Annotated in this window: 11 protein-coding genes; 4 read left to right on the forward strand and 7 right to left on the reverse strand. The window is 55.3% G+C overall.

The window, feature by feature from the left end:
- Window positions 1-333: 333 nt before the first annotated feature.
- The 5 genes from JUJ53_RS21680 to JUJ53_RS21700 all read right to left on the reverse strand — a co-directional run bounded on the left by JUJ53_RS21680 (window position 334) and on the right by JUJ53_RS21700 (window position 6,074).
- Window positions 334-1,299 carry an NAD-dependent epimerase/dehydratase family protein gene (locus tag JUJ53_RS21680; RefSeq protein ID WP_204154103.1) on the reverse strand — a complete coding sequence of 322 codons (966 nt, stop codon included), beginning with the start codon at window positions 1,297-1,299 and terminating at the stop codon, window positions 334-336.
- Window positions 1,300-1,344: 45 nt separating this feature from the next.
- Window positions 1,345-2,481 (reverse strand): hypothetical protein, encoded by a 1,137-nt coding sequence (locus JUJ53_RS21685; protein WP_204154104.1) that lies wholly within the window; start codon window positions 2,479-2,481, stop codon window positions 1,345-1,347.
- Between the two features lie 274 nt (window positions 2,482-2,755).
- The gene (locus JUJ53_RS21690; protein WP_343328008.1) at window positions 2,756-4,087 is read right to left on the reverse strand and encodes a mechanosensitive ion channel family protein; all 1,332 of its coding nucleotides are present in this window, start codon (window positions 4,085-4,087) and stop codon (window positions 2,756-2,758) included.
- Window positions 4,088-4,309: 222 nt separating this feature from the next.
- The gene (locus tag JUJ53_RS21695; protein ID WP_204154105.1) at window positions 4,310-5,248 is read right to left on the reverse strand and encodes a lysylphosphatidylglycerol synthase domain-containing protein; all 939 of its coding nucleotides are present in this window, start codon (window positions 5,246-5,248) and stop codon (window positions 4,310-4,312) included.
- Window positions 5,249-5,291: 43 nt separating this feature from the next.
- The gene (locus JUJ53_RS21700; RefSeq protein ID WP_204154106.1) at window positions 5,292-6,074 is read right to left on the reverse strand and encodes a C40 family peptidase; all 783 of its coding nucleotides are present in this window, start codon (window positions 6,072-6,074) and stop codon (window positions 5,292-5,294) included.
- A gap of 23 nt (window positions 6,075-6,097) precedes the next feature.
- On the opposite strand from JUJ53_RS21700, the gene JUJ53_RS21705 reads away from it, so the two are divergent.
- The 4 genes from JUJ53_RS21705 to JUJ53_RS21720 all read left to right on the forward strand — a co-directional run bounded on the left by JUJ53_RS21705 (window position 6,098) and on the right by JUJ53_RS21720 (window position 12,117).
- Window positions 6,098-7,042 (forward strand): serine hydrolase, encoded by a 945-nt coding sequence (locus tag JUJ53_RS21705; protein WP_204154107.1) that lies wholly within the window; start codon window positions 6,098-6,100, stop codon window positions 7,040-7,042.
- A complete protein-coding gene (locus tag JUJ53_RS21710) occupies window positions 7,039-8,163 on the forward strand; it encodes a class I SAM-dependent RNA methyltransferase (RefSeq protein ID WP_204154108.1) in 1,125 nt (374 codons plus the stop codon). Before JUJ53_RS21705 ends, JUJ53_RS21710 begins: the two co-directional genes overlap by 4 nt.
- Before the next feature lie 620 nt (window positions 8,164-8,783).
- Entirely contained in the window at window positions 8,784-11,852 is a 3,069-nt protein-coding gene (locus JUJ53_RS21715; RefSeq protein WP_204154109.1) for a tetratricopeptide repeat protein, read from the forward strand.
- 40 nt (window positions 11,853-11,892) lie between these two features.
- Window positions 11,893-12,117: a type II toxin-antitoxin system HicB family antitoxin gene (locus JUJ53_RS21720; RefSeq protein ID WP_204154110.1), complete on the forward strand. Its 225-nt coding sequence runs from the start codon at window positions 11,893-11,895 to the stop codon at window positions 12,115-12,117.
- 67 nt (window positions 12,118-12,184) lie between these two features.
- On the opposite strand, the gene lgt is transcribed toward JUJ53_RS21720, so the two are convergent.
- Window positions 12,185-13,039: a prolipoprotein diacylglyceryl transferase gene (gene lgt, locus JUJ53_RS21725; protein ID WP_204154111.1), complete on the reverse strand. Its 855-nt coding sequence runs from the start codon at window positions 13,037-13,039 to the stop codon at window positions 12,185-12,187.
- Entirely contained in the window at window positions 13,039-13,470 is a 432-nt protein-coding gene (locus tag JUJ53_RS21730) for a bacteriohemerythrin (protein ID WP_204154112.1), read from the reverse strand. Before JUJ53_RS21730 ends, lgt begins: the two co-directional genes overlap by 1 nt.
- Window positions 13,471-13,533 lie beyond the last annotated feature (63 nt).

Consider the following 13,533-nt stretch of genomic DNA (forward strand, 5'->3'; position numbering starts at 1 on the left):
TGAACCCATCATGATCATCAGGGGCTTAGATCGATAATATAGCGGCCTTCTACCCGTGATCAGCTTCCTATGAATCCAGGCATGAATCTATAGGTTTCTTGTCATTCTTGTGGAGGAGCAAGGATTCCCAGCAACCTCATCATCAAGGTAATAGGTGGATCCTAGACTCTAATTGAAGGAATCTAAGGCCGGCTTTCGACGGCGCTCAACCCTCTTCTGATCAAGATTTGAGCCTTTCGACGGCGCTCAAGGATTGCTACCTATTACGTCCTCCAACGTAATGGGGGGCGCAGCGATCGCCCCCCTAGCGGATGTCTCCCCTGCGATCGCCGCCTAATCTGGCTTTTGCCGCTTCAACGCCTCTCGTAGGGTATCCTCCACCGATCGCGGATTCCAGCCTAGTTCCTGCCTTGCCTTGGTGGCATCAACCCGCACACAGCGATCGTAGATGTAATGCACCCGCTCTCGGCTGATGGGCGGCTGCCAGTTGAGCACACGACCGATGGGATCCAGCAGATAGCCCGCTGCCCGCACCACCAGCTTGGGCATTTCCACTGGCGGTGCCATGCCCGTTTCTTGACTAAGGAAGTTGAACATCTCCCGAGTCGATAATTCTCCCGCCGAAATGATGTAGTGGGCTCCGTTGGGAGCTTGATCCGCCGCCAGCAGCATCGCCGCCACCAGGTCGTCTACATGGACAATCCCCGTGATGCGATCGCCCCCCGCCCAGACCTTGAGCTTGCCGGCAAGAAACGCATCCATCACCGGCCCAAAGTGAGGATCATCGGCTCCAAAAATGCCCGACGGCATGACGCTCACGGCGTAGAGCCCCTCGTTCACCGCCCGATCAACAATTTGCTGGGCCTCATACTTCGTGCGATCGTAGGCCGAGGAAAATCCCTCTTGGGTGCGCTTAAAGGTTTCATCAATCAACTGGCCTTGGGTATCGCCATAGACGCCAATGGTGCTGCAATAGACCAGTTTCACCCCTAGCGCCTTGGCCGTTTCTGCTACTGCCCGCGTGCCATCAATATTCACCCGGGCCATCTTGTCCGCATCCACGACCCCCAGTTCCACATAGGCCGCCGTATGGAAGACCACATCCACGCCCGCCATCGCCGTTTTTAGGGCCCCGCGATCGCCAATATCGCCATAGGCAAACTGCAGCGCACAGCCCTGGAGGCGATCGCAATGACTGGTTTCCCGTACGAAGCCGACGACCGTATCGCCGCGTTGCTCTAGGGCCTTCACCAAATGGGATCCGGTGAAACCATTTGCGCCCGTTACTAGTGCTTTCATGGGCGATCGCCCTCCTCACAACACAACCATCCTAAACGCCTTGACCTAGCCAAGGTGCTTTTCATAGATTCGATAGGTTTTATAGATCTGGCCACCGGTTGCCTCAATCAGCTTCCGAGATGGCATATTGTCTTCATAAACCCAAGACAGTTCAGCCTTTTTGTAGGGCTTCCCTTTTTTGAAGCCGCCGGCCATGCCCAAGTATCCCAGTCCCAGAGGCACCATCTTACGTCGATACTCGGGCAATGAACAGATGGCAATCACCCGCCCTTGGTCAATCTGACGACGATACCATAGGAATTTGAGGATTCCCAACCAGTTGAGCCGCCCGTTGACATGCTTGAGAGGGATGTTGTAGTCGGGAAATCCCATGAAAAAGCCCACCATCTCGCCGTTGTACTCCGCAATGGGAAACACATCTGGATCCACTAGGGACTGAAGTTCCTTGGCATCATCGAGAAACTCCTCTAGGGTGCGCGGCGTAGAACTCCAATTGTTGGTAAAGGCTTTATTGAACAGGTGATAGAGCCCCACACAGTCTTCCTTGAAGCCCTCGCCTTTGGTGCGAATAGGACGAAAGGTGACCCCCGACTTGAGCGCCACGCGATAGCCTTTCTCAAAGCCCGCCGCCAATTGTTCCGGGAAGAACTCGTAGGCGTAGGCATCTTTAGCCTTCTCCCAGCCATCCCGCTCGATGAACTCGGGATAGTAGGCAGGATTGTAGGGCATCATCACCTGGGGTGGGGTGTCAAAGCCATCTACCAAAAAGAGACAGTCATTGTGGGTCGAGAGGTTAATGGGCCCCCGCACCCGCGTCATGCCCTGCTGTCGCAGCCAGTCTTCAGCCGCCCGAAAGAGAGCTTGGGCGATCGCTTCCTCGGGCATACATTCAAAGTAGCCAAAGAGCCCAATCGCTTCGCCCTCCCGTTCAACTAACCGTTGGTTCACCGCCGCCACAATCCGGCCTACAACATCACCGTTTTGGATGGCAATCAAGGCCTGGAGCGTTCCATAGGTGCGAAAGATATAGTCTGGCGCAAGCTGCTTGGCAATGCTGCTGCGGATGGGGGGCACCCAGTTGGGATCGTGGGCGTAGACCTTCGCCGGTAGATCGAGGAAGGCGTCTAGATCTGCAGCGGTTTCGACGGGGCGGACGGTGAGATCGGGGGCAGTTTGAACCATAGGGTTGATAGGAGTTGACAGGGGATGACATAACTATCCGTTCAAAGCATAGGATAGGCTATGCAGTCCGGGCAACGTCTAGTTGGGTAGATCTAGGGGACGATCATGCCGGATTCAAGGGTAATATCAAATCCGGTTGAAGGTTCATAGCTGCACATCCTGCATTCGATCTCCCGCTTCGCTGCCCTCTTGCCAAGGGAGCTACAGACATCTGGGTACCACAGCATTGAATCAATAGTGTGCCTAACCAGATTTGATATAGCTAGGTTTGATCTCACTCTAGAGGGAGATCTCGAAACGTCAGGGTGTAAATCTCCGTGGGCATTTCAATACCAACGGCCTGCAATTTATCTTTGATCGCTTGGGCTGCATCAGAGGTAACCTGAAGGAATGATTGTTGCCTTGAATTAACCCAAAATCGCACTTTCAGATTGACAGTACTGGCTGCTAACTCTTGAACCAGAACTAGAGGAGCTGGCTCTGACTCAATTCCCTGAACCAGCATTAACGCCTCTAGAATTGCCTGTCGCACTGTATTCAGATCAGCGTCATAATCCACCCCCACCATCACGTCACTGCGCCGCACTGGAGAAGCCGTGTTGTTGATAATAGAGCTTTGAAACACCTGTTGATTGGGAATATAGACCAACCGCCCGTCGTAGGTAATCATGGTTGTGGCTCGGAGTTGCACTTGCACAACGGTTCCTTCATAATCACCAATCACCACTTGATCGTTGATGCGAAAGGGCCGAGCTGCCAGCAGAATGACACCCGACATGTAGTTACTCAACACATCTTTAAGGCTAAAACCAATCGCAACACTGGTGAGCCCCAAGGCTCCGAGTAAGGCAGCAAAGTCTAATCCCAAAACCCCTAGGGCAATAATACTTCCCAGTACCCAAACCCCGCCGTAGCACAATCGCCCAATTAAAATTTCAGTGCTGCGATCGCCCTCGGTTTCTTCTGCCCATAACAATCCTAAGCGTCGCACTCCCCTAGCGACTGTCCAGGTCACGCCAATAATGAAGAATGCTCCCAGCAACGATGGCACCAAGTCAATTGTGCGGCGTACCAACTGACGTCCAGTTCCATCCAACCGCTGTAGGGCATCAACGGCTAGGTTAGGCTTTACCAGAACTTGATTCAGCCGATCGGCCCACTGTTGAGCTAACGTTTCGATGGTGACATCAAAATCCACAGCATCTTGCGACGTGACGGTCATCAGCACCCGGTTGTTGACCTTGAGCAGGGCCATCTGCCGAGATGGATCAAGCTGCACCGTGACTGGTTCAATTGAGTTAGGCTGATTCAACAGTCCAGCAATGCGGCGGCTAATGACGCGGGCGCGATCGGCAGCGCTCAACTCCGGCAAGCTGCCTACCTGAAGAACCGGCTGCCCTCGCACCAAGACATCGGCGAAGAATATCCCATCTTCCATCGTCTCGCTAGAAGGTTCTGTGGTTTCAGGGGATGTTTCAATGGGAAAAGAACTTGTACTCTCCTCCGGTATATCCTGTCCGTAAGTTGGCAGCCCTAAGCCAACGAACACTAGGATGAGTAAAATAAGCTGAGCCGCTAAGTTTTCTGTGCCTATGAGGAGAGACACAGCGATAGTTCGCTTCTGATGGGGTGGGCGTTTGTTAGAGAGGTTCACGAAGGGCGTTTGGGGTCGTCACTGGAGCTTTTGAGGCCAGCAAGGCTCTTTTGCAGTTTATCTCGCTTAGCGGTCAAGGCTGCAAGTTTTCATGGATTTGGGGCTCGAATCAATCTCGTGATCTGCTATCCATGGATTTATCAAGTGGGAATGTAGCTAAATGTTGTAGGTGGATCAGGAGGGGCGATCGCTCCCTGTCCGTTGTTCATCCAGCCAAACTAATCCAGCTCCCCCCGCTTCAGCTAAGATGCTCACCAAGCGATAGATAGCCACGGCGCTGATGATCACAGCCGGCGGCAGACCGCTGTCGCCTTGGCGCAAAATGGCGATCGCTGTCACCTCAAACACGCCCAATCCTCCTGGCGCACCGGGTACCACCAGTCCCAGCAGCCAGGCAAAGCCAAAGGCACTGAACAGCAGCGGCACTTGGTAGCCCTGCACTGGCATCAGCACTTGCACCGTCAAGACAAAGCCGATGCCCCGCAGGATCACAAAGCCGAGTTCTCCTAGGAAGGGTTTGAGGGGATAGTGGTTGAGACCGAGGGGGGCAGCAGGGGATGCGTCGCGGTTGGTGAGGCGGCCTTTGGTGCGCTGTAGGTAGAGCAGGGGCGGGTTGAGCACTCGGGGATGGACGATGCCCAGGATCAGGATCAGGCTGAGCAGGGGCAGGATCCAGTTGGGTTGGGGGCTGCTGAGGAGGGCGATCGCCAAGGCCGCTGCGGCCATCAGCAAGGGTTCCAGCACCACGCTCAAGGTGGAAATCCCTAGGGGTACGCCGGCATTGTGGGTGGCCCAGACGCGCCCATAGAAATGCCAGACGTTGCCGGGTAGGTATTTGGCGATGTTGGTTTTCAGGTAGGTGGCAATGCTCCAAGCGGCGGTGACCGGCTGGTTGAGGTCGTGCAAAATCCAGCTCCACACCCAGCCCGACCAAATGTGGGCCATCAGGGTCACGCCGAGGGCGATCGCTCCACTGGCCCAGCCTGCTCCGGTAATCCGCAGAGCCACCACCTCCCGCCACTGGTCGCGCAGGGCCGCCAGTAGGAAGAGGATCATACCGCCGAGAATCACCCAGCGGAGGTAGGGTTTGAGGGCCTTAAGTCGCGGAATCATACAGGGGCGATCGCTGTGCTTGGATGGTGTCCATGATAGCGAACTAGGGCGATCGCCATTGGGGTTGCCCCGTAGGCTGGTAGCTTTGGGTAATCCGGCCGGCCCCGCGCAGTTGGGCGTAGTAGGCGGTGCTGATGGAATTTTCGTTGGGCGTGAGGCGATCGATGCCGATGCCGTTGCGGCCCTGGCTTTCACCGGAGCTATGCAGGTAGTAGCGATCGCCCAGGTAAAAGCCTACATGGGTAATCCGCTCCGGGGTGCCAAAGAAGATCAGATCGCCCAATTGCAAGGGCTGGAACCAGTCTTCTGAGACTCCTGCTGCTGGAAGTTCAGCTAGCCAGGTTTGGGATAGGGTAGCGCGGGTGAAGTCGGCCTGTTGGTAGGCATCGCGGGGTAGCCAGATGCCCAAGGTCATAAAGGCTGCCTGCATCAGGCCCGAGCAATCGTAGTTGGGCCCCGCCGTGCCGCCCCAAAGGTAGCGATTGGGACGATTCATCCAGTTCAGCAAAATAGTCACCACTGCCGGCATCTGGGTTTGGATCGCGGTGGCGCTGGGGGCGATCGCTTCGTAGGGAGTCTCCACCGACTCTAGCCTGGGAAGATCCTCCAGCGCTAGCCAGCCGGGATAGTCGTCTTCCACCAGGCACACCGGCACCGCGATCGCCTCCGCCCCCTGAGGGGATGATAAGATACGCAATTGACGACCCGCGATCGCTTGGGTCGCGAGGCTGGTCAGGTCTGGCGAACTATAGAGGTTGAGCGCCGTGCGACATTGGTAGCCCCAGGGGGCATCGGTCGCCGTCAGCAGGTCAGTCGTAGATACCATAGGCCACAGGATAACGGGAACCCATGCCATTCTTTCATAAAGATGCCGCCCTAGAGCAGGCGGGCGATCGCATTTTAGACGCCGTTTGGCAAGAATTTCCTACCCTGGCCCGCAATCAGGTGGCCATGACCTGGGTGGTCTATGATCAGCCGGTGATGGTGAATACGGGCGGGGCCCTCAGTCCTGATGCTTTTTGGGCGCGATCGCCCCGAGGGTTTTCCTATCGCGGCGTGGAGCGCATCTATCCCGCCAGCGTGGTGAAGCTGTTTTACCTAGTGGCGGTGCATGAATGGATTCAGCAGGACATGATCCAAGCCACGGCGGAGCTAGACCGGGCCGTGCGCGACATGATCGTAGACTCCAGCAACGATGCCACCAGCCTGGTGATGGACATGCTCAGCGGCACCACCAGCGGCCCCGAACTATCTGCCGGGCCGTTTGAAACCTGGAAATATCAGCGCAATATCGTCAACCGCTACCTGCAGTCCCTCAACTGGGAAGAATTTGCCACCATCAACGCCAACCACAAAACCTGGTGTGATGGTGCCTATGGGCGCGAACGGGCGTTTTTGGGCGAAGCGATGGAAAACCGCAATATGCTGACCACGGAGGCCACGGCGCGGCTGGTGCATAGCATGGTCGGGGGGGTGGCGGTGTCGTCGGAGCGATCGCAGGCGATGATGGCGCTAATGAAACGCAGCCTGAATCCGGCGGATCTGGCCGCTGATCCTGAAAATCAGGTGACGGGTTTTCTGGGCGCAGGAGTGCCCCAGGAGGCCTCGGTGTGGTCGAAGGCGGGGTTAACCAGTAAGGTGCGCCACGATGCGGCCTATATTGAACTACCGAATTGCTTACCCTATCAGCTTGTGGTTTTCACGGAAGGTAAGGAACATAGCAATAACGAAGCGATCTTACCGTTCATATCTCACCAAGTTGCCCAAGCCATGCAGGGTCTTTCTCAATCATGACCCAGTATTTTGCCACCGTCGCTCGGGGTCTGGAAGACCTCGCCGCTCAGGAACTAGAGTCCCTCGGCGCGCAGCATGTATCAACCACCTTTGCGGGAGTTGGCTTTGAGGGCGATCGCTCCCTTCTCTACCGCATCAACCTCTGGGCACGCCTGCCGTTTCGGATCTTGATGCAGCTCACCACCTTTTCCTGCGCCAATGATAAGGCTCTCTATCGCGGTATTCAGTCCATCGACTGGTCGCAGTATCTCACCCCCGAGCAAACCTTAGCAGTGCGGGCGACGGGTAAGAATCCCCAGCTTAACCATACCCATTTCTCTGCCCTGCAGGTTAAAAATGCCATTGTCGATCAGCAACGCCAGACCTTTGGGGAGCGATCGAGCGTGGATTTAGAAAATCCTGACCTAGCGGTGAATATTCATATCCAGGGTAGTCGCTGTACGGTGAGTTTAGATAGCTCCGGGGGCAGTCTGCATCGGCGCGGCTATCGTCCTGCGGTGGGGGCAGCACCGCTGAAGGAAACCCTAGCGGCGGCTTTAATCCAACTGAGTGACTGGACGCCGGATCTACCGTTTTTGGATCCCCTATGCGGGTCGGGCACGTTGCCGATTGAGGCGGCGTTGCGGGGGTTAAATATTGCGCCGGGGCTGTTCCGCGATCGCTTTGGCTTTGAATTTTGGCACGATTTTGACGTGGAACTGTGGGATCAGCTACAGCAGGAGGCGGAGGAGCAGGAGTTATCTGATTTGCCGAATTTTATCGGGGGGAGCGATCGCGACCCTGAAGTTCTAGACCAAGCGCGGCACAATGCCTATAGCTGTGGCTTATCTGAGCAGATTGTATTCCAGCAGCGGGAGTTTGCGGATCTAGAGGCTCCGGCGGATAGCGGTGTGCTGATGTGTAATCCACCCTATGGCGATCGCTTGGGACGAGACCAGGACTTGGCGGCGTTTTATAAGCTGATGGGAGATATGTTTAAGCAGCGGTTTAAGGGCTGGACGGCGTTTGTTTTGACGGGGAATTTGGAGTTGGCGAAATGCATTGGCCTACGCCCCAGCCGTCGGTTTGTGGTCTACAACGGCACCATCGAATGTCGGTTGCTGAAGTATGAGATGTATTGAGGTCAATCTAAGATAAGAGTTGGGCCACAGATCTCCGACTTTTTTGAAAAAGTCGGAGATCTTTCTATCACTATCCATTGAAGGCGCGCGATCGCTACGTTTCACTGACAATGAATAGTCCGGACAGGCATGAAAGTTTTTGGTAAACCCCTGTATGGGCTAGTCGTTATTAAAAGCCAGGTGTTATGGAACCAATGATCTGGAGTGTTCTGCTTGGGTCTACACTAGAAACGATTGTCAGTGGGATTATTGGTAACACGGCTGACCGAGTTGCGACTGGTTCGCTTCAATCAGTAGTGAAGTTTTTGAAGCAACGGGTGCAAAACTTAGAGGAGCACCCCATCAACCACCACCTCGAACGGGCTATCTTACGATCGCTCTTGCTAGCTCAGCAGACAATTGCAGCCGACTGTCTTCAAAGATTGACAGAAGGACGAAAATGGCAAGGACGACCACAGGCTGCTCATCATCAAGATCAAGCTACGGTGACTTGGCTTGCTCAGTATTGTCTTGACCTTGCACAAAAACTGAATTGCGTAGAAAAAACTGGCTCATTTCAGATCCCTTCGATATCTGTGGCTGAAATTGGACACCTGGTATCTCTTAATGAGACTGCTATCGTGAACCAGGATGCTATTTGTGAACGACTCTGCCGTTTTGTTATCACCGCAGACCAGCCCCAGTGCTATCAAGATGCTGTAGAGCAACTGTTATATCGGCATGTATGTTTTTTCTTTGCTGAGGAACTTCATACCCAGGAAGCTGTCCGCAATGCATTTCAAGTCCAAATATTAACAAGCGTTAACGAAATTCTTGGTCAGTTTCAGCAAAGTACTGTGGATATAGATGTTGTCTCTTCGCTGTTAAAGCGTCTTTCTATCCTGCCGGAGCTAGAGAAAAAAATGGAGGCTATTTATGCTGCAATACAAGAGTTGGACACCCGGCTTGAGGTAGGGTTCGCTCAGTTTGTAAGCCAACTGAACAGTCATGGAGTTACGCTGCAGGAAATAATAGATAAATTCATTAAGGATAAGAACAACTGTCCGGCAAGGTATAGCCATGGGTTATCAATGCTAGGGACATCGCTGTTTGTAGGACGGCGATCGCAACTGGATGACTTGCACCAAAAGCTATTGGGGCAACCAACTGGGACGACCCAACAGGTTGCCATTGTGGCAGCGGCGGGTATGGGCGGCGTGGGAAAGACGGCCCTGGCCCGAGCCTACGTGCGAGACCATCAGGCAGATTATCCCGGCGGCATCTGGTGGCTGCGGGTGAAAGGGGTGGATTTGGTTTCGGAAATTTTGACGGTGGCGGCGGTTTTCGGCTGGGAGGTGCCCGATCTACCCATTGCAGATCCACAGCAGAAACAGATCCAACAAATTGGCTGGTGTTGGCAACAATGGCAGACCCAATCGCCAGGAATTCGCTTGCTGGTGCTGGATGATGTACCGAAGTACGAAGATGTGCGTCATTTCTTGCCGACAGATGCCTCGTTTCGGGTGTTGCTGACGTCGCGCAATCGGTTTGGAACACCTGTGCAGCGGCTGGATTTGGGTGTGATGAAACGGGCAGAGGCTTTTCGCACCTTACGTTGCTATGTGGGAGACGATGATCGGATTCGGGCTGATGTACCCACTGCTAAACGGATTCTAGAGTGGTTAGGCTATCTGCCCTTGGGCATTGAACTGGTGGGTAAATATTTGGAACGTCGCCCCAGCGTCACCTTAGAAAAACTCTGGCAACGGCTTCAAGACAAGCGCCTAGATGCCAGGGCCATAGCAGATCTGCCTGAGGAACGGGTCTATGAATACAACCTGCGGGCAGCGCTGGACTTGAGTTGGCAAGAGCTTTCACCCATGGCGCAACAGGTAGCGGGGCTGCTGGCTAGTTTTGCCCTAGCTCCCATTCCTCAGCCATTGATCGGAGCAGCGTTACCGTCAGTGGAGGAGGAAGACCTAGAGGATGCCCTGGATGGAGAACTGGTGCGCGGCTCGATGGTGCAGGATCTGGGAGCAGGACGCTATCAACTGCATCAACTGGTGAGGGAATATGTGCGTGACCAGCTTGCCAATAATCTCAAAGATGTGGCTTCAGCCTTACGGCAGGGCATGGTGACCGCCCTTGTGGCCCAAGCCAAAACGGTTAACTACACTGTGACTCTCAAGGATCTGGCAAGGATGCAAGATGTTGTTCCCCATCTTACCCAGTTGGCCGAAGAATACCCGTCGATGGTGATTGATGAGGACGTGGTGTGGCCCTTCTTTGCCCTAGCGCGTCTAGCACAAGGACAAAGCCGCTGGCAAGAGGCCGAACGCTGGTACGGTGAATGTCTGACCATGACTGAAACCCGCTTTGGGCAAGACCATCCCGATGTCGCCACCAGCCTGAATAATCTGGCCGAACTGTACCGAGCGATGGGACGCTATGGGGAGGCAGAACCGCTGTATGGGCGATCGCTTGCCATCGACGAGAAGGTGTATGGAACCGACCATCCCGATGTCGCCACCAGCCTGAATAATCTGGCGTTGCTGTACGAATCGATGGGTCGCTATGGGGAGGCAGAGCCTCTGTATGAGCGATCGCTCGCCATCGCTGAACAGCAGTTGGGAGCCGACCATCCCGATGTCGCCACCAGCCTGAATAATCTGGCCGGGCTGTACGAATCGATGGGTCGCTATGGGGAAGCGGAACCGCTGTATGAGCGATCGCTCGCCATCGCTGAACAGCAGTTGGGAGCCGACCATCCCGATGTCGCCACCAGCCTGAATAATCTGGCCGGGCTGTACTATGCGCTGGGTCGCTATGGGGAAGCGGAACCGCTGTATGAGCGATCGCTCTCCATCAGGGAACAGCAGTTGAGAGCCGACCATCCCGATGTCGCCACCAGCCTGCATGGTCTGGCCGGGCTGTACTATTCGATGGGCCGCTATGGGGAAGTGGAAACGCTCTATCAGCGATCGCTTTCCATCTATGAACAGCAGTTGGGCCCTGACCATCCCGATGTCGCCACCAGCCTGAATAATCTGGCATTGCTGTACCGATCGATGGGTCGCTATGGGGAAGCGGAACCGCTGTATGAGCGATCGCTCGCCATCGCTGAACAGCAGTTGGGAGCTGACCATCCCTCTGTCGCCACCAGCCTGAATAATCTGGCCGAGCTGTACCGATCGATGGGTCGCTATGGGGAGGCGGAACCGGTCTATGCGCGATCGCTTTCCATATATGAACAGCAGTTGGGAGCCGACCATCCCTCTGTCGCCGCCAGCCTGAATAATCTGGCCAATCTGTACTACTCGATGGGACGCTATGGGGAAGCGGAACCGCTGGTTGCGCGATCGCTCTCCATCCGAGAACAGCAGTTGGGAGCCGACCATCCCTCTGTCGCCGCCAGCCTGAATAATCTGGCCGGGCTGTACTCTTCAATGGGTCGCTATGGGGAAGCGGAACCGCTGGTTGCGCGATCGCTCTCCATCCGAGAACAGCAGTTGGGAGTCGACCATCCCGATGTTGCCAAGAGCCTGTGGAATATTGCGGCTCTTTACTTGAAGATGCAGCGACTGGATGACGCGAAGCCAGCCATTACAAGAGCCGTTCAAATCTTTGAGAAAACCCTAGGACAGGACCATCCCGACACGGTTAGTGCTCTTCACTGGTGGCAAATGATTCATAATGGCTCTTATCCGTGAGTGCTAAGAGTTATCCCCGCAAATCGGAGGAGGGAATCCAATGACGAGCCACTATACGATCCTGATTCAGTGGTCAGAAGAAGACCAATGCTACGTAGTTAGCCTGCCAGAATGGGGCGATTTCTGTCACACTCACGGCACCACCTACGACGAGGCCCTCGCCAACGCTCAGGCCGTGCTGGAGTTGCTGATCACCTCAGCCCAGGACAAGAATGAACCGCTGCCACCCCCGCACTTGTTTGGTCGTTCCTTGCAAATGGCTTGACGGGGATCCCGTCTGGCAGGATGGGCGGATCAGCTTTCTGATGTCCGCCAGCGAATAGGTTACAGGATTACGACATTGGGGGATTTCTAGTATCGGGGAGCGATCGCTTCAGGGCATACAGCCACACCAGCCCAACGACGCCCAACGCAATCCCCGTCAAGCTCACCACCTGCGCCACCCTCAGCGGCCCGAGCATCAGGCTATCCAGCCGCAGCGCTTCAATCCACACCCGACCCAGACTATAGGCCACCGCATAGACCAGAATGATCGTGCCGCGCTTTAGCCGCCCCGGATGGCGCAATCCCCAGACAAACAAACCCAACAGGACAGCCAAAACTCCCAGGTTCCACAGAGATTCGTAGAGAAACGTGGGATGGTAGTAGGCCACATCGGCCAGGCCCGGAGGTCGCTGGGCCGGGGGAATATACAGCCGCCAAGGCACATCCGTGGGTCGTCCAAAGGCCTCGGAGTTGAAAAAATTGCCCCAGCGACCCAAGGCCTGCCCCAAGATCAGCGACGGGGCCACCACATCTGCCAATTGCCAAAAGGAGAGCCGATTGCGCCGGGCAAACAACAGAGTGGCGATCGCCCCCCCTAAGATTGCCCCATGAATGGCAATGCCCCCCTGCCAAATCGCTAGGGCCCGCCACGGGTGTTCTGCATAGCGCGACCACTCAAACGCCACATAGTAAAGCCGCGCCCCCGGAATGGCTCCGCAGATCAGCCAAATGGCCAATTCGCCAATGTGGTCGGAGGTCAACCCAAACTGTTTACCCAACCGCTGCGCCAACGACATCCCCACCACCAGCGATGTGGCAATCAATAGCCCATACCAGCGTATGGCGATCGGCCCCAGCTCAAAGGCAATGGGGCCGGGGGAGGCCAACTGGGCCAGGGTAGGGGATAGCCAAGGGATGATCATCAGGGGTTTAGGGTAGATTGCAACAGGGTTTGGTTCTGCGCTTGAAAGAAGCGAATCATGCTTTGGTCTTCGCCACGAATGTGGTGGGCGAGCCATTCTGTCAGGCAGGCTGTCACCTCGGAGCCTAGGACAGCTTCGCCTCGCTCCAGGCGGTTGATCAAGCTGTTCACCTTAGCCAACAAATTGTCATGCACCTGCTTATGGCGGGCATAACCGGGGTACTGGTGATCTTGCATCAGGGCTTCTTCGTGGCGGAAGTGCTCCACCGTATGGGTCGCCATGGTGGTTAATAAATCCCGTAGTTCCAAGAGCGGGGCGGATCGTTCTAGGGCATGGTGCAGGTCATTCACCATGTCAAACAAGCTGCGATGTTCGCGATCGATGCGATCGTCTCCTGTGCAGTAATCGTTGTGCCAGTGGGCAATGGTCATCGTGATTTTCGGTTGATGCAATACGTTAGGTAAGCTTTTGCAGTTTACCGCTGCCGGCCTACC

This window comes from Leptolyngbya sp. CCY15150 (assembly GCF_016888135.1).
Taxonomy (GTDB): domain Bacteria; phylum Cyanobacteriota; class Cyanobacteriia; order RECH01; family RECH01; genus RECH01.

What these genes read in the sequence shown, in the direction of transcription:
- JUJ53_RS21710 (WP_204154108.1), top strand. Translation starts at nt 7,039, where the DNA reads ATGACCCAGTATTTTGCCACCGTCGCTCGGGGTCTGGAAGACCTCGCC.
- JUJ53_RS21680 (WP_204154103.1), bottom strand. Translation starts at nt 1,299, where the DNA reads ATGAAAGCACTAGTAACGGGCGCAAATGGTTTCACCGGATCCCATTTG.
- lgt (WP_204154111.1), bottom strand. Translation starts at nt 13,039, where the DNA reads ATGATCATCCCTTGGCTATCCCCTACCCTGGCCCAGTTGGCCTCCCCC.
- JUJ53_RS21695 (WP_204154105.1), bottom strand. Translation starts at nt 5,248, where the DNA reads ATGATTCCGCGACTTAAGGCCCTCAAACCCTACCTCCGCTGGGTGATT.
- JUJ53_RS21685 (WP_204154104.1), bottom strand. Translation starts at nt 2,481, where the DNA reads ATGGTTCAAACTGCCCCCGATCTCACCGTCCGCCCCGTCGAAACCGCT.
- JUJ53_RS21720 (WP_204154110.1), top strand. Translation starts at nt 11,893, where the DNA reads ATGACGAGCCACTATACGATCCTGATTCAGTGGTCAGAAGAAGACCAA.
- JUJ53_RS21705 (WP_204154107.1), top strand. Translation starts at nt 6,098, where the DNA reads ATGCCATTCTTTCATAAAGATGCCGCCCTAGAGCAGGCGGGCGATCGC.
- JUJ53_RS21700 (WP_204154106.1), bottom strand. Translation starts at nt 6,074, where the DNA reads ATGGTATCTACGACTGACCTGCTGACGGCGACCGATGCCCCCTGGGGC.
- JUJ53_RS21730 (WP_204154112.1), bottom strand. Translation starts at nt 13,470, where the DNA reads ATGACCATTGCCCACTGGCACAACGATTACTGCACAGGAGACGATCGC.